We start from the raw sequence: 21129 nt of genomic DNA, 5'->3' as shown, positions 1-21129 counted from the left end.
TGGGGGCAGGTGTTCACGGCTTTTAGGGAACACTTCGCGCTGCCAATATCACAGGAAGGCAAACCGATGATACGATTGAGAGCTTTGCGCGCGTTTATACTTGTTGCCGAACTGGAGAGTTTTCGAAAGGCGGCGGCGCATCTGAATACCACGCAACCGGCAATCTCTGCGCGGATACGCGGACTGGAGGACGATTTCGGTCGTAAATTGCTACACCGAGAGGCAAGACGCGTGCGCGTGACGCGCGACGGGCTTGAGGTGCTGCGCTATGCCAAGCCGATAATCGAGTTGACCGACAGGTTGACCTCGATCTTCGAGGCGGAACCGCGCATTACCGGCACAATGCGTATCGGTGCCATAGACACGATCATCTCCAGTTGGCTGGTCGACCTGTTCGAGCGTTTGCAGACCGAAAACCCCGGTGTCACCCTAGAGGTGCGGGCCGACACCTCGATCCGGCTGATCGATGATCTGAAGAACGGCGAGATTGACATCGCCCTTGTGATGGGCCCTGTAGACGAGGAAGGCATCGAGAATGTCGGCATTGGCACCTTTCCCATGGCCTGGGTTGCCAATCCGCGCCGGTTTTCGTTCGAAGGTCCGATAGATGTGACCGAACTTGCCAACTATCCGATCATCTCTTACCCGCGCGGATCGAAACCTTATCGCATGATCGACCGCACGCTGGTCGGGACAAGCGCGCGGACGCTACAGCTGAACTGCTCGAACTCATTGTCGACACTTATCCGGCTTGCGGCGGACGGGTTCGGTGTTGCGGCCATTCCGCCGGTCATGATCGAACGTGAACTGGCAGAGGGGACGCTGAAGGTCATTCCGGTGAAGCAGGAATTTCCGGGGCTGGAATGCCATGCTGTCCATTACACCGCTTCGGGGTCCGCAGCGCCGGGCGTTGTCGCGGCCTTGGCCCGAGAGGAGGCGGGCCGTTTCTGGGCCCGCCACGGTCGGTCGCTGTGATCAGACGGGTGCCAGATTGTCTTCGACCATCTTGCGCGCCCCTGACAGGTCCGCCAGCTTTTCGCCCGCGTGAATTTTTTCCAGCAGGCCGATCTCGCGTTGCTGCATGCCAAGGGCACGTTCGGCCACCGCATCTACCTGATGGGGTTTCAGGACAATAACGCCGCTTTCATCGCACAGCACCGCATCGCCGGGTTCCACCGACTGGCCGCCGACAGATACGGGGATGTTCATTCCCCCGCCAAGCCCCAGCAATTTGGTCGTGATGGGCGCGGGGCCACGGCACCACATGGGCATGTCCTGCGCGCGGATTTCTTCAAAATCCGTTGCAGGGCCGTCAATCACCGCCGCCAGCACACCGGCCTTCTTGGCGGCATGGGTGACCACACCGCCCCAGCAGGCATGCTTGTCGTCACCCGCGCGGTCGATGATCAGGATGTCACCGGGACGCGCGATGCTGACGGCGTAATGCAGCAGTGCCGAATCCGGCCCCGCCAGCCGCAGCGTTACCGCGGTTCCCGCAATGCGCTTGCTCGGCAGCACGGCGCGGATTTCGCGGTCCACAAAAACATCGTGCAGAAAATGGCCGATGGTGGCGGTTTCGCATGTTGCAAGCTTTGCCGCCATTTCCTTGGAAATCTGCTGCGGCATATCCTTGACTGTGTACATATGGTATCTTCCTTTACTGGTCTGTTCAGGCCGGAACCGGCTGTGCTGTCTGGGTCTTGCCCAAACGGTGGTGCTGCATGACCGGCATTTTTATGCGCACGTCGTCTGCATATGAAGGATCAATGGTGGCAGTGATGAACCCCACCTTGTCGGGCGCTTTGGCAACGACGGTGCCCCATGGGTCCACGACAATCGAACGGCCATAGCAGACCTTGCTGCCGCCATCGTGGTCGAACACCTGTCCGGTGGCGACGACCCATGATTGCGTTTCGATGGCACGGGCCTTGATCAGGGTTTCCCAATGGTCTTTGCCGGTCATCATGGTGAATGCTGCGGGCAGAAAGACCACCTTTGCCCCCTGATCGCGCAGGGCGCGGAACAGCTCTGGGAAGCGCATGTCATAACAGATCGACAGCCCAACTGTGGTGTCACCCACATCGCAGGTCACCACGTCTGATCCGGCCTTCATCGAATCCGACTCCCGGTAGGAAATGCCGCCGGGCACGTCCACGTCGAACAGGTGAATCTTGCGGTATTGTGCAATGATTTCGCCTGATGGATTGAACACCAGCGTCGTATTGAAGCACTTCCCGTCTGAACGTTCCGCAATGCTGCCACCATGCACATAAATTCCGTGCTCTCGTGCCAGCCCGGCCATCATCTGGCAGGCCTCGCCATCGGGGATAGTTTCGGAATTTCCGTATTGCACGTCGAAATTTCCGGTCATCGAGGTCCAGGTTTCGGGCAGGCTGACAATATCGGGACGGTCGTTTTCCACCGCAGCCACGATCAGTTCACGAGCCACACGCAGGTTTTCGGCCTTGTCGTCACGCGTGTTCATCTGGATCAGGGATACTTTCAAGATACTCTCCATAGTCAGTTGAAAAGGGGGGATGGCCGACCCTAACGCGGGCCAAGCACGGTATTGGGCAGCCACAATGCGATCTGCGGCACTGCGGCAAGAAGCGTCAGAACGATCAGCAGCGGGATGAAGAAGGGCAGCACCGCGCGCACCACATGTTCCACCGGAATTTCGGCAATGCGGGCGACAATATACAGGCCGATGCCCATGGGCGGCGTCGCAAGTCCAAGGATCAGGCCCATCTGCATGACGATACCGAAATGGATACGGTCAATCCCGTAAGCATCGACCAATGGCAGCAGAATCGGCACGAGCAACAGTTTCGCAGTCACCCCATCAATGAAACAGCCCACCACCAGAACGATGCCAACCACCGCCATCAGAAACAGGAACGGCTGGTCAATCAGGCCCGGCACGGCGGCTGCAATGTCTTGTGGAATGCGTTCCACTGCAAGCAACCAGCCCATACCATTGGCGAACCCGATGATGATCATGATCATCGCGGTAATAAGCATGGTGTCGCTGACCGCATTCCAGATCGCCGAAAACCGGAAGCTGCCATAGAACAGCGACAACAGCAGTGTATAACCACAGGCCAGAATGCCTGCCTCGGCTGCGGTGGTCGTTCCGGTCAGGATACCCGCCATGATAATGCCGGGGGCAGCCAACGGCGGCGTGCCCTTCAGGATGCAGATCCAGATCTCGCGCCCGCTTGCCTTGGGCTGGGTCGGCAAATCCACAACGGATGCATAGACACGGTTGTAAATCATCAGCGCGACCGCGATCAGTATTGCAGGTCCGATGCCCGCCAGAAACATGCGCGCAACCGATACATTGGCCAGAAACGCATAGACCACCAGCGGAACCGATGGCGGGATGAACGGCGCCAGAATGGCCGAGACAGTCGTAATGGCCGCCGAGAATGACGCCGTATAGCCACGCTCGCGCATGGCGCGTATTTCCACGACGCCCAGTCCTGCGATATCGGCCACCGCAGCCCCCGTGCCGCCCGCCATCAGCACTGATGCAAGCACATTGACCTGCGCCAGACCGGCCTTGAAATGGCCGATCAGCGCGTTGGCCATGTTGAACAGACGCTCCGTCAGGCCCGCAGCATTCATCAGATTGCCTGCCAGCACAAAGAACGGAATCGCCAGCAGGGAGGAATTGTTCACCCCTTCCTGAACGCGCATCGGGATAATCCACAGCGTATTGTCATAACCGGCTGCAATCAGCGACCCCAGCACCGAGATGCCGATCGCCATGGTGATCGGAACCCGAAGCGCCAGCAGCACCAGAAAGCCCATGAACAGCATCAGTGCAGTCATTACACACCCCTAGGCACGTTTGCGGAAACTGATTCACCTTCGTCCGGCGGGCCATTGATCAACCGTTCCAGAGTGTCGCGCAAAAAATCCAGCAAGATCAGGGCGCAGGAGGCATAGAACGGCACTGAAAGCCAGTAGCGTTGCAGGCCGACATAATCCATATTGCCCACCTGACGCGGCAGCAGCGTCTGTGCCTGCCACAGGATCACACCCATCAGCGCCATAATGATAAGGTTCGTCAGGATGGTTACGGCGTTTTGCGCCCGCAGCGGCATCAATCGATACACGATATCAACCTTGATGTCCCTGTTGCGGCGATAGATCACATAAAACCCCAGAAAGACCATCCAGACAAACAAAACCGTCGTCCAGGGGAACACCCAGATCAGGCCCCGCTCCCACATGAAACGGGACCCGATATTTGCGATATTGATGAACAGGATGACGATCAGGGCACCGTTGGCGCCGACGAAGAAGATCTTCTCCGTCAGCCCCAAAAAGCGGTCCAGCAGTTTCAACATTGCGCGTCTGCTATTCGCGCGTTTCGTTTACAGCATCTAGGAAACCTTCGGGCAGGTCCCCGGCCGCGTCCATGGCTTCATACATCTCCGCCATCCGGGCGACGAAGGGGGCAGTATCCAACTCGCTGAATGTCGCGCCCTCGCCCTTCATACGCTCGATGGCCTCGTCTGCAATCTCGCCCATGACCCGCGCTGATTCCTGCGTCACCGTGTCATAGGCATCAAGCAGATGGCCCTGCATCTCTTCGTCCAGCTGGTTCCATGAAACGGCACTCATCATGAAGGCCATGCCCTGTTCATATTCGCCATGCCGCAGGATATGGGGCGCAACTTCGTGAAACCGCATGGATTCAACCAGTGCGATGGGGCTGTTCACGGCCTCGACAATGCCGCGACCGATAGACTCATAAGTCTCTGTCCAGGCCAAGGTGCGCACTTCCGCGCCCAGATGGCGCCAGCTTTCGGCGGCCAACTCATCCGGATGCATGCGCAGTCTTATGCCATCCATTTCTTCCAGCGTCTCGAATTCGCGCGAAGACAGCATTACCCGATAGGGGCCGCGCACAAACGCGGTGGAGTCGCCCAGCACGATGATCCCGGCCTCGTCCTCAACGCGCCCCAGCCAGCCCTGAACCATATCCGATGACATGAAACGCGACCAATGGTCCCGGTCATCGAACAGAAAGGGCGCAGAAGTGAACTGCATCTCGGGCACCCATTTCTGAAGATAGCTTATGCCTTCCGGGTAGATATGGATTGTCCCCAGCTGGATTTGCTCCAGCACGGCATCGTCCGACCCCAGCTGTTCGCTGGGATAAACCTCGATGCTCAGTTCGCCGCCGGTGCGTTCCGCCACCTCGTCGGCGAACATTTGAAACAGTTTACCTTCGATGGATTCAGGTGGCATCTTGTGGGACATCCGCCAAGTCTGGGCGACCACCGCGCTGGATGCACTGAGACCAATCGCCAAAGTTACCGCGCTGCCAACGTATTTCGAAACTGTCATATTCATGTGATCTCTCCATTCTAGGGATATAACTCAACCTAGGCAGGAAGCTGGCGTAGAATCAAATCGTCATTTTTGCGTCCTTCTGATAAAAAACATTTATCGCAAAGGGTCATGTCAAGGTTTGAGCACCCTTGGTCAGTTATTGATCAGCATACGAAAGCGGACCGCGCCGGAACTTTCCGCTGGGGCGGATGCTGATCGGATGTCGGGCGGGCTTGGTTCTTCTTCGCCCAAGATCGACAGCTTGCGCGGCGCAGATGCATTGCGCAGACAATTGGCTGCACTGTTCACCTTTCACGCGACGGGTATTGGCGGTGTTGGGTCGGGGGTGCTTAGCCTGCTGTCCAGTAGGTCGCAGTGTGAAATTCACCCTGTGTCACTCCCATGTCAGGCAAAATCACGCGGGCTTCGGCGGCTTGCTGGCGTTCGCCCGCGAAAAATATGTGGCGCCCCTCTCCGTCAGGGGGGGATAACAGGTGCAAAAGCCCTGCAAGGGTTTTGTGTTTTTCGCGCAGCACCCAGGTTAATTGCATCCCTTCGGGCAGGGTGACGGGCTGGGCATCAGCCGGGTCCGCGACCATCAGGAAGGCCTGCCCGCGCGTGTCGGGATGTGCGGCTTCAAGCGCGCGCACGATCACCGGCAGCGCAGTTTCATCGCCCACCAATCCCATCCATGCGGCCTGTTTGACGTTGCGCCCGCCGGGACCTGTAAGGGCTATTTCGTCACCGGGGCGGACGATCTTTGTCCATTCTGTCACACGCCCGCCGTCATGCAAAAAGATATCAACATCGATCCAGCGCGCATGCGGGTCCATGCGGCGGATGGTGTAAGGCGGGCGGTGCCAGACATCAATGCCGCCCGGCCAGTGCAGGCCGTTGGCGGTGTCGCTGGGCCATGTGGCCCCCTTTGGGCGGATAAGCAGCCGGAAATGCGCCCCGCCATCAAGGAAGGCAGAGAAATCGCCCGCTAGCCTGAGACGGCGGAAAGAGGGTGATATCCGGTCTATATTGTCAACGCGCGCCATCGTCAGCCGGGGTCCCGTTCGACCGGCCCAGACGGGTGCCTTGCCGGTGGCCGCAGTTGCAAGACCGTCCAGATGCCCCGTCAGAGAGGCGAGGCTTCCGGCATCGTTGGCAGAAACCACCAGCCGTAGCCCGTCCCGTTCGGTGTGCGCTTCTATCGTGCCAAGTGCGGCAATAACGATGGCATGGCCATCGTGTATGCGCGCGACTTTTGCCCCCAATGCCTCGGCACGGTCACAAAGCTGCGGCAGAAACCGGGTCGCGGGCAGATCCAGATAGGCGTTGGTTTTTTGCATGGCTTTCCCTCATCATTACAGGCTGTCTGTGGCCTGATTGAAAATTTGCGGGAGAGGGAGCTGGCAGAGGGCGTGCGGACTCGACCCAGTGCCGAAGTGGCATCTGTTGGCGCGCAAGTCAAGCTGGCCTGCACACCAAACTTGCCATCGGAAACCTGTCAGAGGGTGTCGCCTTGAACCGCGGATTTTTCCCAATGGGTGGCTGTTGGACACGCGCCTGAACAGCGCCCGGCAACTGGCGGCTGTTTGTGAAATCGCGCCGGAAAATGGGCCGCCCTTTATCCTGATCTAGGGGGCGTGCCTTGCAGATCATAAATGTTGATGTTATCTGTACCTTATGGGCGACCGAGACAGTTGAAGCTGGCGAGAATATATTCACCAGCCATAGCGATCAAGGAAGGCTTCTTTTTCTGAACAGACAAAGGGGTCGGACATGACAACTGGACTTCGCGCTTCTGGTAGCGCAATCTTCATCTATATGGGTACTTCAGCCCTGTTAGGGTTTCATTCATTACCTGCCGCAGCGCAGGTCGAGGATGCATCAACATCGCAGGAAACCACCGAAGCGGCACCATCTACATTTCTGGGCCGCATTGTTTCGCCATTTGCGGTGCAAGGGATCGACAGAACTGTAGACAGTTCGGATCTTCAACTGCGGCATCAGGGCGATGTCCAGAATGCGCTTGGCAGCATTCCAAACGTCCTGACGCGCCAAAGCCCCAACCAGCCGGGGATAGAGGTGAACATCAGGGGCATGTCCGGGTATGGGCGCGTCAATTCCATGATTGACGGGGTGCCACAGAATTTTCGCAATATCGCGGGGCACGAAGCCTCGGGCGGGAACATGCTGTATGTCCAGCCGGAACTGCTTGCGGGCGTGGATGTCACGCGCGGGGCCGTATCCGGTGCAAAGGGCAGCGGTACATTGACCGGTGCTGCGGATTTCCGCACCCTTTCCATTGATGATGTTCTTAGGGATGGCGCGCGTCAGGGTGGATTGGCGCGGTTGAAAAGTGGTACAAACGGGCATGACCTGTCCGGGATGCTGGCCTTGGGGCGGCGGTTTGACGGGCTGTGGGGCGGGGATGGGCGCATTGATTTCCTGCTGGCCTATGCCCACACGCAACCAGGGGAATTATAAAACCGGCGAGGGAAGTGAACTTCCCGACGGGCCGAACGGGCGCGCATCGACGAACTCGCCGCGCGGCGGACTTGCCAAGATTGATATCGTGCCAAATAACCGCCACGCGCTGAAATTCGGCCTTCGGACCTATGACAACACGTTTCAGAATTCGAGTTATGAATGGGATGTCCGCAACCGGACATGGACCGCAGATTATCACTTCACCCCTGACAGTCCATTAATCGACCTGACGGTCGCCGCATATTACAATGATACCAATCTGAACTATCCGGATGCCACTGGCAGCTATGCGGGGCGGCGCACACAGGAGGAAAGCTATGGTGTGTCGATCACCAACAGGGCGCAGGTGCCGCTTGCTTCCGGGTCCACGGTCCGGCTGGAATACGGGCTGAGTTGGGATCGTGATGATTTTCAGACCCATGCCATGCGGGGCGGGAACCATCCGGGCAAACTGGACAAAGCAAGTGCATTTGGCGAAGCAGAGATTGATTTCGACAGGTTCAGTCTGCGCGGTGGGCTGCGCTATGATTATTGGCGCATCAACGGCTACCGTCCGCCTTTTGCCGCAGGCGTCGCAGACTGTCCCGCAGGTGGCGCTGCCTGTGGCGATGAATGGGCGCATCGCGATGGGGGGCGTTTGTTGCCCAAGGTCGGGGCATCCTATCAGGTGTCCCCTGAACTGACTGTGCACGCAAGCTATTCCCATACATTGCGCCCGCCCACCACACATGAGGCGTTTTTTGCACTGGTCCCGTTTGGCGACGGGGTCGGAAGCGGGATGACCAATAACCTGAACCTGAAGCCGGAATTTTCCAGAAATCTGGAATTCGGTGTGGATTATCACGGCAGGAACCTTTGGCAGCCCGGTGACGAAGCGACACTTCGGGTGAGCGTCTTCCGCAACCGGATCAGAGACTTCATCGTCAACGATTTTGTTGATATCCCGGGGGTCGGTTTTCCGCGCGCGATGTGGATAAACCGCGACGGAACCACAACCATGAAAGGGGTGGAGGTTGAGGGCGGATATGATAGCGGCGCGTTCTACGCAAACTTTGGCGTCGCGCTAAGCAAGACCGATGACCAGCCCCTTGGCGATGGTGCAGGGGCCGGGAATGGTGAAGGGTCTGCATTGCCCAAACGCACTGCCACATTGGATATCGGCGTCCGCCCGCTGGATGAGCGGCTGACGCTGGGCGCGCAGGTCAGATATGTAGGTGAGTCGGCACAGGCGGCCTATGACTGGTCGCAGTTTCCCGCTGGCAGTTACTGGTCCAGAAGTGATCCGTATACACTTGTCGGGTTGTACGGCTCGTATGACATAAGCGACGTGGCGCAGGCCTTCTTCACTGTCGAAAACCTTTTCGACAAGGTCTATGGCTACCCCGGTGGCAGTTCTGAAGGGTATCAGGCGATGACCGGTCGGGGGCGAACATTCACTGGCGGGCTGAGTATGCGCTTCTAAGGTTTGTCGAGAAATAGCAGAGGCCCCCACGCGAGGGATGGAGCGGGCAAAACCGCCCGTTCTGTCCCCGTGTTTGCGGAAATGGTGCTGCACAATGAACAGAAGACAGAAGATGAAAAGCTATCCCTTTATTCCAGACCGGGAAATCCCCATGGACCCGCAAGAAGGGGAACCTTTCAATGCGCGCGCCGTGGCGTGTCGATTGCTGCGCCATTCGCGAAATGTGGCTTTGGCAACGATTGACCGGATCAACGGGTTTCCCTACAGCACGGTGACAAACCTGTCGATAGAGCCGGACGGAAGCCCGGTTTTCTATATGTCCGGCTTGAGTCACCATGGGAAGAACATCCTTGCGGACAACCGCATTTCTATGACGCTGGCAGAATTCAACGGCAGCGATGTCCTGCGCGGCAGTCGTCTGACACTGGTGGGGTGCGCAAGCTGCCTGCGTGATCACGAGCGGGAACTATCGCTGGCGCGCTACCGCCGGAAGTTCTTCAGGGCAACCAGATACCTTGAACTGAATGACACATTGCTTGTCCGCATGACGGTAAGCGATCTTTTTCTGAATGGCGGGCCGGCCCAATACAGCGATGATCTGCACCTCGACAGTATTCGTGTTTCATTGCGGGGCGCTGAAATGCTGACGCGTCATGAAGAAGATCTGATTTCATTTCTGGAACAGAATCCTGACAGGCTGGCGCCTTTTCTGGCCAAGGCAGGCGGGGTCCGGCGGCGTTGGCGCCTTGCAACTATTGACCCCGAAGGCATGGATTTCGCCTCGGAAGATCAGAATATCCGCATCGCGTTCAACCAGCGCATAACCACACCAGAGGGGCTGCTTCGCTACCTTGATGGGATAAGGGCGTAAGCCCTCGATAATATTGCGGCCAGTCAAGAAAGGGGCAGTCATCGTTGTGCGTGATTGGCGGACCGAAGATTATTCAAGACCCTCTGATTGAAGAACCTTGCGTGCCGATGGCCGTGCGCTGAGCCGCTGGTAATAGTCCCGCAGGTTCTGCGGAAGGTCCAGATTTACCCGCTTGGTGGCCCAGAACAATGTATAGAAAAGCGCAGCATCGGCAATACTCAGGCGCTGGCCCATGATAAAGGGCGACTGGCCCAGTTGTGCGGACAGGCGGGCAAACCCTTTGGTTACAATTTCAATGCCAACTTGCCGGACCCAGTCCAGATCCGCCTCGTTCGGGGTGAATTTCTGGGGCCGCAGAATGCGCGAAAAGCCCTGCATGTGAAGGGTTGCCACGACGTAGTCCAGCGTTTCGGTTATGCGGATGTCTTCCTCAAGGCTGGTGCTTTGCAGCGTTTGTGCACCGGTCGTGCTGGCCAACCAACGCGCAATAGCCCCGAATTCGGTCAGGGTGCTGCCATCGTCACGCTGCAACAGCGGCACCTTGGATTTCGGATTTAGGCGGGCGTAGTCAGGCGTGAACTGCTGGCCTTGCTTGATGTCGATGGCGATCGCGTCATACTTGGCGCCAACCTCTTCGAGCAGAAAGTGAATTCCCAGCGAACAGGCTCCGGGCGCGTAATAAAGTTTCATCATGGACTCCGTGATGGTCAGTCATGGCTGATTGTCAGCATGATTTTTCCGATATGAGTGTTCTTTTCCATCTCGGAATGGGCCTTCGCAGCGTCCCGGAAATCAAAGCTGTGGGCGATGGCGGGGCGAATTTGTGTCCCCAGTTGTGGCCAGACTTCCTTGCGGATCATATCGGCGATGCGGGCCTTCCGTTCCAGTGGCAGTGGGCGAAGAAGCGAACCGGTGATCCGTATCCGCCGCGCCATGATTTTACTTAGCGGCACATTGATCGCAGCCCCGCCCCCGCCCGAGAGATGGGCAATGGTGCCGTCGGGGGCCATCATGTCCAGATCCTGTGCCAGATGTGCACCGGCTGAAACATCAACCAGTGCAGAGATGCCGCGCCCGCCGGTTGCCGCCATAACCTGCGCCGCAAGGTCGGGGGCGGAATAAAGAAAAGCGGCATCCGCCCCGAAACCACGGGCGGCGGCGCATTTTTCTTCGGTGCCACTGGTGGCGAGGATCTTGTAACCAAGCGCCGACAACGCCTGAAGTGCAATATGCCCGACGCCACTGGTCCCGCCGTGAATCAGGGCAAACTGGTCCTTCTGAAGTGCCATAAGCCCAAAGAAATTCCACCATGTGGTAAAAGCAGCCTCTGGGATTGCCGCAGCTTCAATGTCGGAAAGCGATGTGGGTGCGGGCATGACAAGCGCTGCATTGGCCAACACATACTGGCCATAGCCGCCACCTTGGACAAGGGCCATCACACGCGCCCCCACAGTGATATCGGGAACCGCATTGCCCAAGGCCGCCACTGTGCCGCAGACCTCCAGTCCGGGGATGGCCAGCCCGTCGCTCTGCCTGCCGGCGGCACGTTGATGCACATCGTGGCGGTTGACGCCAGCGGCCGAAACGCGGATCAGAACCTGCCCGTCTTCCGGTTTGGGGACCGGCGTGCGGGAAGGCACAAGAACGCCCGGCCCACCGGCTTTCGTGATAATGATGGCCGTCTGTGTGTCAGGAACGCGCATCGGTTTCGACCTTCTTGCCAAGGGCCTGCGTGGGGGCCGGACCTGTCTGGCCGGTTGCACGCCAGAGGGCCGCAAGCAGTTCACCGCCATCGCCAGACGCATCATCTGTGGCGCGCCACGCAACATGGCCATCGGGTCGCACCAGCACAGCGCCACGGGGGGACGATCCATAAAGCGCGCACCAGCTTTCGGTGTTTGCATCAACCTCTTGTCCGTCACCCACGCAATACACATTCAACGCAGGCAAGGTGTCATCGTCCAGTTGCTGCGCTGCGGCGCGCCAGATTGAACCGTCAGGGCCGGTCAGAAGCGTGAATGCGTCAAGCGCGAAAAGGTCGATAACCGACATATCACGGCCTTTGTGGCGCACGGGCAGATGCGGTGCACGATGGCCGGGCCGCGCATTGGGCGAATAGGTGACAACCTCCATCTGCGGGGCGGGTGTTCCGTCCGGGGTGATTAGTTCGGATTCGTAGAAAAAACCGAACGTCTGGCCCGGATAGTCGAAATGTGCGCGTTGCTCCGGGATACCCTCGGCCAGTTTGGCACGGTTTGCCGCGCCTTTTGGCCCTTCGAGATTGGCAAGAAGATCACTGTCATTGGCAAGCATCCCTGACAAGCCCTTGCGCGCCATTGCCTGAGCATTGCGCGCGCTTTGCTCGACATTGAAACTGGCGACGGGCCGCCGTTCGGTGGTGTAAGTCGACAGCAGGTTCTCCGGCGCCTTGCCCTGCAAAACGAAGTTCAGTTTCCAGACAAGGTTCTGCACATCGGTAATGCCGGTATTCATGCCCTGACCGCCGGTCGGCGGCAGCGGATGCGCGGCATCACCCGCAATAAAGACCCGGCCTGCCGACATCTGGTCGGCGATACGCGCCTGCATACGCCATGGCATGATATTTTTTATGTCGATATCAATACCCGATGTGCCTATTACTGCGCGCAGCAGATCCAGACAGCGCGCCTCGGTGAAATCCTCACGGCTTTCATCCTCGCTATAGCCGAAATTGTAAGTCCAGCGATGCCGCCCGTCGAGCGAGATCAGAACCCCCGATGTTTTGGCGTTGAATATCCAGTAAAGCAGATAGGGACGGTCCTTGACCAGGTCCCACAGATCGGCGTGAAAATAAATGCCGATTTGTTGCCCGATGGATTTGCCCTGCATCGTGATGCCGACCGCATCCCGAGTGTCACTTCGCGGCCCGTCTGCGGCGATGACATATTTTGCGCGTGTCGTGCCGGTGGCACCGTTCCCTGCCTGCCATTCCAGTCCAACGCCGTCGTCATCTTTCGACAATTTATTGATATTGCAGTCGAAATGTAGCGATACGGTGTCGTATTGTCCCGCATGTTCCCGCAAGATCGGTTCAAAACGGTCCTGCGGGCATGAACGCTTCAGCGAAGGGCTTTGGCTTTGCTCTATGCGGCGCCATTCGGGGTTACTGCGCGTTTCGATCACACCGATTTTGTCACCGGCAAGGCTGGTGAAAAAGCCGATGCCCGCGTGGCGCTCGATTGGCAAAGAGGCGTTGTTGATATCTTCCTCAAGGCCGATTATGCGCAAAATTTCCATCGATCGCGTGTTGATCACATGACCACGCGGGTGGAAAGACGTGGTCTTGTTGCGTTCGAACAGCGTGCAGTCGATGCCAAGATGGCCAAGAAGGCTGGCGGCGGTCAGCCCGACGGGGCCACCGCCGATAATCGCCACATCCGTGATTGCCTTGGGCATGTGGACTCCTTTGGGTTAAGGGAATGCAATTAGGTTTCGTCGATGATGTCGTTTGCCAGAATGCCGATGCCTGAAATTTCGACCTCTACCCTGTCGCCTTGCTTCATAAAGACGGGCGGGTCGCGGAACAGACCCACACCGCTGGGGGTGCCGGTTGCGATGATATCCCCCGGACAGAGTGCGCAGACGGTTGAGACATAGGCGATAAGTTCGGCAATCCCGAAGGCCAGATCACCCACCGAGGTGGTCTGCATGATGTTGCCGTTCAGGCGTGTTTCCATATGCGGCAGGGTCGGGTCGCCCAACTCATTTGCTGTCACCAGCCAAGGCCCGATAGACCCGCTGCGATCAAAATTCTTTCCGGCCCAGAACTGGGTAGTATGGCGTTGAAAGTCCCGGATGGACCCGTCATTCAGGCAGGTATAGCCTGCAACATGGTGCAAGGCAGAACCCGCCGGTATAGCGCGCCCGGCCTTGCCGATAACAACCGCAAACTCGCCCTCGTAGTCAAGTTTGTCAGAGACCTTGGGCCGCACGATTGGCTGGCCATGACCTACGAAGGACTGAGGATATCTGGTGAAGATCGACGGATGGGCAGGCCGGTCGCGCCCGGTCTCGTTGATATGTCCCACATAGTTCAGGCCGATGCAGATGATCTTGTCCGGGTTTGGAACCGTTGGCAGAAAGGTCGCCTTCGCTATGTCAATCGACGCGCCGTCCGCGTGGTCAAGTTCAGATGTCGCACCGGCCGCGAGAAGGGCCTTCAGATCCGGGTATCTGGCGCGCAGCGCAGCGCCCGCATCAATGATCTGGGTGCCGTTGACGCGGCCATACGAAAACGTGCCGTCCGGCAACACATGAGATGTAATTCGCAAAAGCCTGTTTCCTGAAGTTGGAGGTTGATGATGTCTTGGGGTTTGGCCCTATCCGGCATTCACAACGCGGCCCAGCCATGCGCAGTTTGGCTGTGGATCGGGCGCGCGGAACCCGTCGCGCGCGGTTTGATGCCGCATTTCGCGCATTTCGGCCCGGATTGGGTTGTCTTCGGGAAGGTGCAACCGCTCGTGGCCCCAGGTCGATGGCCCCTGCGTGGTTTCAAAAGGTTTCCATGTGGCAGGATCGACGATCTGTGCGCCCCAGCCGTATTCGACAAAGAAATTTGATGGCGTGTTGGAATAAAAGCTTAGCATGTGATCGTTCGAGTGACGGCCCAGTGAATAGGCCACCCCCTCTGAACGCTGTTGCGCAATGTCGTAACCTTGTCCCACATCGTCCAGTGACAGCAGCTCTACCATGAAATGATGCACACCCTTGCGCCCTGATCCAACCATTGCAAAGCTGTGGTGGCGCCCGTTGACATGGAAGAAATACAGCGGATACGGCGTCAGACCGTAATCGGTGACGTTAAAGCCCAGAAGGTCGCGGTAGAAAGACAAAAGCCCTTCGATATTTTCAACGTGCAAGACCACATGACCCATACCAAGCGAGCCGGTCTTGAATCCCGATATCGGACGGCCTGACAGAAACGGGTCTTTGGCAATCTCAGGGCCGCAGAATACTTCGATGCGGTTATTGTCAGGATCGTGGAAGGAAATAAGGCGCGCAACATGGCGTTGGTCTGCCAACGCCGCGCCCTGCTGGGTGACGGCAACACCCGCATTTTCCAGCCGGGACGCCAGCGCATCAAGGTCTGCGGGGGTGTCGACTTCCCAGCCCATGAAGGCCAGATTTTCTTCACCTTCGCCGGTGACAATCAGGCGCTGCTTGCGGTCATCCATGCGAAACAGGCTCATCGCGCCGCCGCTGTCGACTTTCTGCATGCCCAGAAGCCCGGTTGCAAAACCTTCCCAGTCAGACCGCTTTTTTGAATTAACTCCAATATAGCCAAGTGACGTGATCGACATGCGCCTCTTCCTTTCGTTTCCCGGCACCCTGTGCCGGGCCTGATGTCATTGGCGCAGCACTGCCGTGCAGCGCACATCGCCAGAGGTTTCGGGTGCTTTTCCGGTATGTAGAGAGTTCGCGGTTCAGGTGCAGGCGCAATTTGTGTGTTGTCCATTAAGCGGACATTCGCGGTGTGGGCGACCGGGGCAGGCGCTGCGAAATTTTATATGAAAGCGTTTAATATCAAGATAATAGAGGCTGAATCGGTGGTTTTTTTCGTAAAAATAACATCTTACATGTCAAAATCGCTTTGTGTTCTTGTGCAAAGGATTCATAGTGCGGGGGCCTGTACCGGCTTTGATCCACCAAGGAGGGAGGCACACCATTTCATCGCTATCGACCATCAGATCGCTTCAGCGGGGTATCTTGATCCTGCAAACAGTGAACCGCTTTAACGGTGCGAAACCTTCGGAAATTTCTGAAAAGACAGGCATCCCGCGTCCTTCAGTCTACAGGCTGCTGGAAACTTTGGCCGAGATGGGACTGGTCACGCGCGACCATTTTTCAAACAAATGGCGCCCGACGCTGCATGTGAAATCGCTTAGCTCGGGGTTTCGGGATGAGGATTGGGTTTGTGATATCGCTGTCCCGCACATGATCGATCTGGGTCGCCGGGTGCTTTGGCCGATAGACCTTGTTACGTTCCGGAACTACCATGTCGAGGTGCGTGAATCGACACACCAGATAAGCCCTTATTCGGTTAATCATGGCATGGTCGGAAAACAGATGCCGGTACTCGAAACGTCTGCGGGGCGGGCCATTCTGGCATTCATGCCGGATGATGAACGGGAGTCGCTTCTGGCATTGCTAAGCGAGGTCACGGGTCAGCGACCGCCATTCATTATGGTCGATGGCAGTCTTGACATCATCCTGAAGCGGGTACGCGAAATGGGTGTGGGTTTTCGGATGGCCGATTTCACACCGGAAACCGGCAGCATCTCAGCTCCCATCTGGTATGAAGACCGGGTTTTCGCATGCGTAACGCTGATCTGGTCGACGAACTCAATAAAATTTGCGCGCGCGGTTGAGCTGTATCGCGAGGATCTGCTGGAGACGGCTGCAAGGATTTCGCATGACCTTGTCGGGGCCTTGAACAAGGGCGAGATCGCGCGATTGCGCCCCATTGGCTAAGGCACGGTCAATTGCCGCGTCCATTCAGCGGACATATTGCATGTTTCTGTAATTTCTGCGCCGCAACGAACTTAAGACTGGCCTTCACAAAAGCATCAATCAGGGAGGGGATGCTCTTTGGAAGCACTGGATCGAGTGACGCGGCGCATGACGCAATGGCTTGCGCTGATCGGGTTTGCAGGGCTGCTTCTGCTGGCGCTTATGGTAAGTTTGGATGCGCTGATGCGGTTTGCGTTTTCGGCACCCATCCACGGCGTGAACGATGTCAGCTCTGTCGTGATGGCGGTGGTGATCGCAAGTTGCATCCCCGCCAATTTGGCACAACGCAGCAACATATCGGTCGAGGTTCTGGGTGCCCTTGTGGGGCCGCGTACGCACCAGTTTCTGACGCTCTTTGCCGGAATTGTCGTGTTTGTCTTCATCGCGCTGATGGCGTGGCAGTTCATCCCTTATTCACTAAGGATGCACCAAAGCGGGCGTGTTACCTGGGTGCTGGCATGGCAGGTCTGGCCCTGGTGGAGTGCGGCGACAATCTTCCTGATTTTCGCCGCCTTTGTTCAGGCGCTGAATGTCATTAACGACATGGTCGGTCTGAACGCCGTTTTTCGCAACGGGAAACGCGGTAACGCGCCGGCGAAAGGCAATACTGTAGCAAAACAAACAGACAAAGGGGCCGAATAATGGACCCGTCGACAATTGCCCTGATCGGGTTTGCGGCCATGTTTATACTTATAGCGCTGCATGTGCCCATCGGGGTTGCCATGGCCGTGGTCGGAATCGCCGGGTTTGCGTCAATGACGGGCTGGAACGCTGCGCTGATGTTGCTGGCCACTGAACCCGCATCAACCATGGCCAATCTGGATCTGGCTGTGATTCCGCTGTTTATGTTGATGGGAAGCCTTGCTGCTGCCGGGGGTCTGGCGCGCGACATATTTTCCACGGCCGAAGCGCTGGTTGGTCATCGCCCCGGGGGCCTTGCAGCAACGACCATTGTTGCCAGCGCGGGCTTTGGGGCGGTTTGCGGGTCTGCTGTGGCAACGACGGCAACTTTTGGCAGGGTGGCCCTGCCCGAAATGCTGTCGCGTGGATATTCCGGCGGCAACGCGGCTGGCGCAGTTGCGGCGGGCGGGACATTGGGTATCATTGTGCCGCCGTCCAGCATCATGATACTTTATGCTGTCCTGACCGAAGGGTCTGTCCTCAAGATGTTCACGGCGGCGCTGTTCCCGGCGCTGCTGTCTGTTGTCCTGTATCTTTGCGCGATCTGGGTTGTCGCGCGCCGCAGCCCCGCATCGATGCCCGGAACACAGAAGCTTCCGGTGTCAGAGCGGATCAAGGCAATAGGGCAGTCATGGGGCGCGATCTTGCTTGCGGTTATTGTGCTTGGCGGGATCTATTCAGGTATCTTCACGGTGAACGAAGCCGCCGCCATCGGTGTGGTTTTTGCCTTTCTGTTTGCATTGGGACGCGGCAAGCTGAACCGCGGAACATTCGTTCAGGTGCTGTCGGATGCAAGTGTTGCGACAGTGATGATTTATGTCATGGTTTTCGGTGCGATGATCTTTTCGTATTTCATCAGCCTGAGCGGGGCCAGCGAAAGGATTATCGGCGGGCTTGATGCGCTTGGGCTGCCACCGCTTGGTGTGATCTTTCTGCTGATTGTGATGTATATCGTCCTTGGCGCCTTTTTTGATGAGGTTGCAGCGGTCGTGATTACGCTGCCGTTTGTTCTGCCGATCGTTCTGGCGTTGGGCTATGATCCGATCTGGTGGGGCATTCTGAACGTTGCAGTTATTGGTGTTGGAATGCTGACCCCGCCAATCGGGATCAATGTGATGTTGCTGAATGCCATGCGGTCGGACATCTCGCTTTACGCGATTTATCAGGGGGTCTTTGCCTTCGTCCTGGCAGATTGCGCGAGGATTCTGATTCTGGTGCTGTTCCCGCAGGTCACGCTTTGGTTGCCGAGCGTTCTTTAGGGTCGCATCTGGTCAGGCAATCGCCGCCATCATGGGGTTTATGGGTGTGGCCCGGGTTCAAAGCCCCAGCAGAGCACGCGCCTCGACCGGTGTTGCGGGTGGATGGCCAAGATCCTCCATAATCCGGCGCGCCTTGGTCACCATCGCAGCGTTAGATGGGGCCAGCGTATTGGCGTCAAGTTTGACAGCGTCTTCCAGCCCGATGCGGGCGTGCCCCCCGGCCAGAACCGATTGCGCAACCATGGGAAAGGCAGATTTTCCCGTGCCAAATGCTGTCCATTGGGCCGCCTCTGGCAGCAGGCTGCGGGCATAAAGCACGGTCTCGGGGCTAGGTTGAAAGCCGTAGGGCACCCCCATGACCACCGAACAAAGTGGCGCACCGGGCAGGGTGCCTTCTTTCTGAAGCGCCCCCAGCACCGCGATATCGCCTGAATCAAATAACTCTATTTCCGGCCGAACACCCGCTTCCAGAATCATTCTTGCCATACGCCTGATGGATTCCGGTGCATTTATGACCACCTCGGCGCCAAACACCATCGTGTTCAGATCCAGCGTTGCGATATCGGGCCTTATGGCCTGGATATGGCGCACGCGGGTTTCGGCGGGCAGCAGATTGGTGCGCGGCCCCGGTTTGGCAGGGTCGTCATCGCTGGGATGATAGCGCCCGCCATTGCCGGTGGTCAGGTTGATGATCAGATCCTGCCGGACATCGCGGATACGCGCGACAACTTCGGCATAAAGTTCGGTTTCCATCGAGGGCAGTTCGGTTTTCGGATCGCGGACATGGATATGAACAATCGCCGCCCCCTCAGTAGCCGCGGCAAGGCAGTCATCCGCAATTTCTGCCGGGGTGATTGGCAGCGCAGGATTGAGTTTGCGTGTCGTGAAATTCCCTAGAACTGCACAGGTCAAAAGACGTTTGTTCATCATGTCGTCCCCTTTTCAGAACAAATTATGCAGCGCTGCGTTCAGCGTTTGCGCCGCAGGCGGTGGTCTGGACGTCACACAAGAACCGGTGCCTGACAAGAAACCAGACATTCGCGTCCGCAGGATGGACGCAGGTTGCATAGGGCTGCGGGCTAACCGTCGGTCAGGGTGCCAAGCCAGGCTTCGGCGGCGAAAGCGACGGTTTCCGACAATGTCGGATGCGGATGCACCGAAAGCGCAATATCGTCGGCAACGGCGCCCATCTCAATCGCCAGTACAATCTCGGCCAGCAACTCTCCGGCATTGGGACCAGTGACCGCCCCGCCAAGAACACGCTTTGTTCGCGGATCAAATATAAGCTTGGTCAAACCGTCGTCGCGCCCCATGGACAATGCCCGTCCCGATGCTGCCCAAGGGAAGATGCCTGTCTCATAGGGGATGCCGCGTGCCTTTGCCTTGGTTTCAGTCAGGCCTGCCCATGCAACCTCCGGGTCTGTATACGCGATAGCGGGGATGGCACATGGCTTGAAGGCAGATGTCGCGCCAGCAATCACTTCGGCGGCGATTTTGCCCTGATGCGCAGCCTTGTGTGCCAGCATCGGGTCCCCCACCACATCGCCCACTGCAAAAATATGTGGCTGGGATGTGCGCAATTGCTCATCCACGGGAATGAAGCCCCTTTCGTCGGGGGCAATCCCGGCTGCGCCAACGCCGATGCCCTGCGTGTTCGGTTGTCGCCCGGCCGCAACCAGAACCCGGTCGAAAGTCAGCGTTTGTGCAGCGCATGTGTCCTTGATGGTGACCTTGATGCCCGCATCGGTCGCAGCAACGGCGGTGACTTGCGCGCCCGGACGCACCGCAGCGTAACGCGCCAGAATGCGCTTCATCAGTGGTGCGGTGACATCAGGATCAGCGGCGGGGATGATCCGGTCCATCGTCTCTACAATCGTGATCCGGCTGCCAAGCGCGTGATAAACCTGCGCCATTTCCAGCCCGATGATGCCGCCGCCGATGATCAGCAGGTTCTCCGGCACCATATCCATCGCCAGCGCACCGGTGCTGTCGATGATGCGCGGATCATCTGGAAGGAACGGCAGCTTCGTCGGGGCAGATCCGCTGGCGATGATCGCGCGTTCAAAGTGCAGTGTTGTGATGCCATCCTGACCGGCAACCGAAATCTGGTGCGGACTGGTAAAGGTGCCGGTGCCGGTCAAAACCCGCACCTTGCGGCGGCGTGCCAGTCCCCCGAGGCCCTTTGTCAGGCGGGCAATCGTCTGATCCCGGAAATTGCGCAGATCCTGAAGGTCAACCAGTGGCGCACCAAAGGTGACGCCCGCGGTGCGCAGGTGGTGGGCCTCGTCCATGACCTTTGCGACATGCAACAACGCTTTGGACGGGATGCAGCCCACATTCAGGCAGACACCGCCCAGCGTGGCGCGCGCGTCAATCAGTGTCACATCCAGTCCAAGATCGGCGGCGCGGAAAGCGGCCGAGTATCCGCCCGGACCGCCGCCCAGAACCACCAGCTGTGCTGGTTCATTGTGTGTCATCAC

Annotated in this window: 20 protein-coding genes; 7 read left to right on the top strand and 13 right to left on the bottom strand. The window is 58.0% G+C overall.

The genetic code is table 11. The features are described from left to right. Nucleotides 1–66 precede the first annotated feature (66 nt). On the top strand, nucleotides 67–975 hold the full coding sequence (locus P8S53_RS18315; protein ID WP_277806755.1) for a LysR family transcriptional regulator: 909 nt from the start codon (nucleotides 67–69) through the stop codon (nucleotides 973–975). On the opposite strand, the gene P8S53_RS18310 is transcribed toward P8S53_RS18315, so the two are convergent. The 6 genes from P8S53_RS18310 to P8S53_RS18285 form a co-directional block, all read right to left on the bottom strand. Further along, entirely contained in the window at nucleotides 976–1644 is a 669-nt protein-coding gene (locus P8S53_RS18310; protein WP_277806754.1) for an RraA family protein, read from the bottom strand. It lies immediately after the preceding gene. 25 nt (nucleotides 1645–1669) lie between these two features. Continuing rightward, nucleotides 1670–2506, bottom strand: coding sequence for a carbon-nitrogen hydrolase family protein (locus P8S53_RS18305; RefSeq protein ID WP_277806753.1), 837 nt, complete (start codon nucleotides 2504–2506; stop codon nucleotides 1670–1672). Between the two features lie 41 nt (nucleotides 2507–2547). Next, a complete protein-coding gene (locus P8S53_RS18300; RefSeq protein WP_277806752.1) occupies nucleotides 2548–3834 on the bottom strand; it encodes a TRAP transporter large permease in 1287 nt (428 codons plus the stop codon). After that, complete coding sequence (locus P8S53_RS18295) at nucleotides 3834–4355, bottom strand: TRAP transporter small permease (RefSeq protein ID WP_277806751.1); 522 nt, start codon at nucleotides 4353–4355, stop codon at nucleotides 3834–3836. Before P8S53_RS18295 ends, P8S53_RS18300 begins: the two co-directional genes overlap by 1 nt. 10 nt (nucleotides 4356–4365) lie before the next feature. Next, the gene (locus P8S53_RS18290; protein WP_277806750.1) at nucleotides 4366–5367 is read right to left on the bottom strand and encodes a TRAP transporter substrate-binding protein; all 1002 of its coding nucleotides are present in this window, start codon (nucleotides 5365–5367) and stop codon (nucleotides 4366–4368) included. Nucleotides 5368–5696: 329 nt separating this feature from the next. Continuing rightward, on the bottom strand, nucleotides 5697–6683 hold the full coding sequence (locus tag P8S53_RS18285) for a siderophore-interacting protein (protein ID WP_277806749.1): 987 nt from the start codon (nucleotides 6681–6683) through the stop codon (nucleotides 5697–5699). A gap of 433 nt (nucleotides 6684–7116) precedes the next feature. Between P8S53_RS18285 and P8S53_RS18280 the strand changes: the two genes are divergently transcribed. From P8S53_RS18280 to P8S53_RS18270, 3 genes are all read left to right on the top strand, one after another. Then, entirely contained in the window at nucleotides 7117–7824 is a 708-nt protein-coding gene (locus tag P8S53_RS18280; RefSeq protein ID WP_277806748.1) for a TonB-dependent receptor plug domain-containing protein, read from the top strand. Next, complete coding sequence (locus tag P8S53_RS18275) at nucleotides 7796–9289, top strand: TonB-dependent receptor domain-containing protein (RefSeq protein WP_277806747.1); 1494 nt, start codon at nucleotides 7796–7798, stop codon at nucleotides 9287–9289. The genes P8S53_RS18280 and P8S53_RS18275 overlap by 29 nt, the downstream gene beginning before the upstream one ends. Before the next feature lie 112 nt (nucleotides 9290–9401). Then, entirely contained in the window at nucleotides 9402–10160 is a 759-nt protein-coding gene (locus P8S53_RS18270) for a HugZ family protein (RefSeq protein ID WP_277806746.1), read from the top strand. A gap of 69 nt (nucleotides 10161–10229) precedes the next feature. Here P8S53_RS18270 and P8S53_RS18265 read toward each other — a convergent pair whose 3' ends face one another. The 5 genes from P8S53_RS18265 to P8S53_RS18245 are packed head-to-tail and all read right to left on the bottom strand — an operon-like array spanning nucleotide 10230 to nucleotide 15499. Continuing rightward, a complete protein-coding gene (locus P8S53_RS18265) occupies nucleotides 10230–10853 on the bottom strand; it encodes a glutathione S-transferase family protein (protein ID WP_277806745.1) in 624 nt (207 codons plus the stop codon). A 14-nt stretch (nucleotides 10854–10867) separates the two neighbouring features. Then, nucleotides 10868–11863, bottom strand: coding sequence for an NAD(P)H-quinone oxidoreductase (locus P8S53_RS18260; protein ID WP_277806744.1), 996 nt, complete (start codon nucleotides 11861–11863; stop codon nucleotides 10868–10870). Beyond that, nucleotides 11850–13595: an FAD-dependent monooxygenase gene (locus P8S53_RS18255; RefSeq protein ID WP_277806743.1), complete on the bottom strand. Its 1746-nt coding sequence runs from the start codon at nucleotides 13593–13595 to the stop codon at nucleotides 11850–11852. The genes P8S53_RS18260 and P8S53_RS18255 overlap by 14 nt, the downstream gene beginning before the upstream one ends. 29 nt (nucleotides 13596–13624) lie before the next feature. Continuing rightward, nucleotides 13625–14470 carry a fumarylacetoacetate hydrolase family protein gene (locus tag P8S53_RS18250; protein ID WP_277806742.1) on the bottom strand — a complete coding sequence of 282 codons (846 nt, stop codon included), beginning with the start codon at nucleotides 14468–14470 and terminating at the stop codon, nucleotides 13625–13627. Between the two features lie 48 nt (nucleotides 14471–14518). Continuing rightward, a complete protein-coding gene (locus tag P8S53_RS18245) occupies nucleotides 14519–15499 on the bottom strand; it encodes a VOC family protein (protein ID WP_277806741.1) in 981 nt (326 codons plus the stop codon). A gap of 406 nt (nucleotides 15500–15905) precedes the next feature. Between P8S53_RS18245 and P8S53_RS18240 the strand changes: the two genes are divergently transcribed. The 3 genes from P8S53_RS18240 to P8S53_RS18230 all read left to right on the top strand — a co-directional run bounded on the left by P8S53_RS18240 (nucleotide 15906) and on the right by P8S53_RS18230 (nucleotide 18649). Continuing rightward, entirely contained in the window at nucleotides 15906–16670 is a 765-nt protein-coding gene (locus tag P8S53_RS18240) for a helix-turn-helix domain-containing protein (RefSeq protein ID WP_373418535.1), read from the top strand. Nucleotides 16671–16817: 147 nt separating this feature from the next. Continuing rightward, the gene (locus P8S53_RS18235; protein WP_277806739.1) at nucleotides 16818–17351 is read left to right on the top strand and encodes a TRAP transporter small permease; all 534 of its coding nucleotides are present in this window, start codon (nucleotides 16818–16820) and stop codon (nucleotides 17349–17351) included. Continuing rightward, on the top strand, nucleotides 17351–18649 hold the full coding sequence (locus tag P8S53_RS18230; protein WP_277806738.1) for a TRAP transporter large permease: 1299 nt from the start codon (nucleotides 17351–17353) through the stop codon (nucleotides 18647–18649). Before P8S53_RS18235 ends, P8S53_RS18230 begins: the two co-directional genes overlap by 1 nt. Before the next feature lie 57 nt (nucleotides 18650–18706). Here P8S53_RS18230 and P8S53_RS18225 read toward each other — a convergent pair whose 3' ends face one another. Next, the gene (locus P8S53_RS18225; protein WP_373418534.1) at nucleotides 18707–19579 is read right to left on the bottom strand and encodes a 3-keto-5-aminohexanoate cleavage protein; all 873 of its coding nucleotides are present in this window, start codon (nucleotides 19577–19579) and stop codon (nucleotides 18707–18709) included. A 149-nt stretch (nucleotides 19580–19728) separates the two neighbouring features. Further along, a complete protein-coding gene (lpdA, locus tag P8S53_RS18220; protein ID WP_277807254.1) occupies nucleotides 19729–21126 on the bottom strand; it encodes a dihydrolipoyl dehydrogenase in 1398 nt (465 codons plus the stop codon). Between the last annotated feature and the right edge of the window lie 3 nt (nucleotides 21127–21129).

Source organism: Roseinatronobacter sp. S2, assembly GCF_029581395.1.
Lineage (GTDB): Bacteria > Pseudomonadota > Alphaproteobacteria > Rhodobacterales > Rhodobacteraceae > Roseinatronobacter.
This window is presented reverse-complemented; position numbering and strand designations above follow the sequence as displayed.

Excerpts from the sequence above, each read along its gene's own strand:
- P8S53_RS18235 (WP_277806739.1), top strand. The coding sequence starts at position 16,818 with ATGACGCAATGGCTTGCGCTGATCGGGTTTGCAGGGCTGCTTCTGCTG.
- P8S53_RS18290 (WP_277806750.1), bottom strand. The coding sequence starts at position 5,367 with ATGAATATGACAGTTTCGAAATACGTTGGCAGCGCGGTAACTTTGGCG.
- P8S53_RS18310 (WP_277806754.1), bottom strand. The coding sequence starts at position 1,644 with ATGTACACAGTCAAGGATATGCCGCAGCAGATTTCCAAGGAAATGGCG.
- P8S53_RS18260 (WP_277806744.1), bottom strand. The coding sequence starts at position 11,863 with ATGCGCGTTCCTGACACACAGACGGCCATCATTATCACGAAAGCCGGT.
- P8S53_RS18245 (WP_277806741.1), bottom strand. The coding sequence starts at position 15,499 with ATGTCGATCACGTCACTTGGCTATATTGGAGTTAATTCAAAAAAGCGG.
- P8S53_RS18295 (WP_277806751.1), bottom strand. The coding sequence starts at position 4,355 with ATGTTGAAACTGCTGGACCGCTTTTTGGGGCTGACGGAGAAGATCTTC.
- P8S53_RS18265 (WP_277806745.1), bottom strand. The coding sequence starts at position 10,853 with ATGATGAAACTTTATTACGCGCCCGGAGCCTGTTCGCTGGGAATTCAC.
- P8S53_RS18230 (WP_277806738.1), top strand. The coding sequence starts at position 17,351 with ATGGACCCGTCGACAATTGCCCTGATCGGGTTTGCGGCCATGTTTATA.
- P8S53_RS18225 (WP_373418534.1), bottom strand. The coding sequence starts at position 19,579 with ATGATGAACAAACGTCTTTTGACCTGTGCAGTTCTAGGGAATTTCACG.
- P8S53_RS18255 (WP_277806743.1), bottom strand. The coding sequence starts at position 13,595 with ATGCCCAAGGCAATCACGGATGTGGCGATTATCGGCGGTGGCCCCGTC.
- lpdA (WP_277807254.1), bottom strand. The coding sequence starts at position 21,126 with ATGACACACAATGAACCAGCACAGCTGGTGGTTCTGGGCGGCGGTCCG.
- P8S53_RS18270 (WP_277806746.1), top strand. The coding sequence starts at position 9,402 with ATGAAAAGCTATCCCTTTATTCCAGACCGGGAAATCCCCATGGACCCG.
- P8S53_RS18275 (WP_277806747.1), top strand. The coding sequence starts at position 7,796 with ATGCCCACACGCAACCAGGGGAATTATAAAACCGGCGAGGGAAGTGAA.
- P8S53_RS18315 (WP_277806755.1), top strand. The coding sequence starts at position 67 with ATGATACGATTGAGAGCTTTGCGCGCGTTTATACTTGTTGCCGAACTG.
- P8S53_RS18285 (WP_277806749.1), bottom strand. The coding sequence starts at position 6,683 with ATGCAAAAAACCAACGCCTATCTGGATCTGCCCGCGACCCGGTTTCTG.
- P8S53_RS18300 (WP_277806752.1), bottom strand. The coding sequence starts at position 3,834 with ATGACTGCACTGATGCTGTTCATGGGCTTTCTGGTGCTGCTGGCGCTT.
- P8S53_RS18280 (WP_277806748.1), top strand. The coding sequence starts at position 7,117 with ATGACAACTGGACTTCGCGCTTCTGGTAGCGCAATCTTCATCTATATG.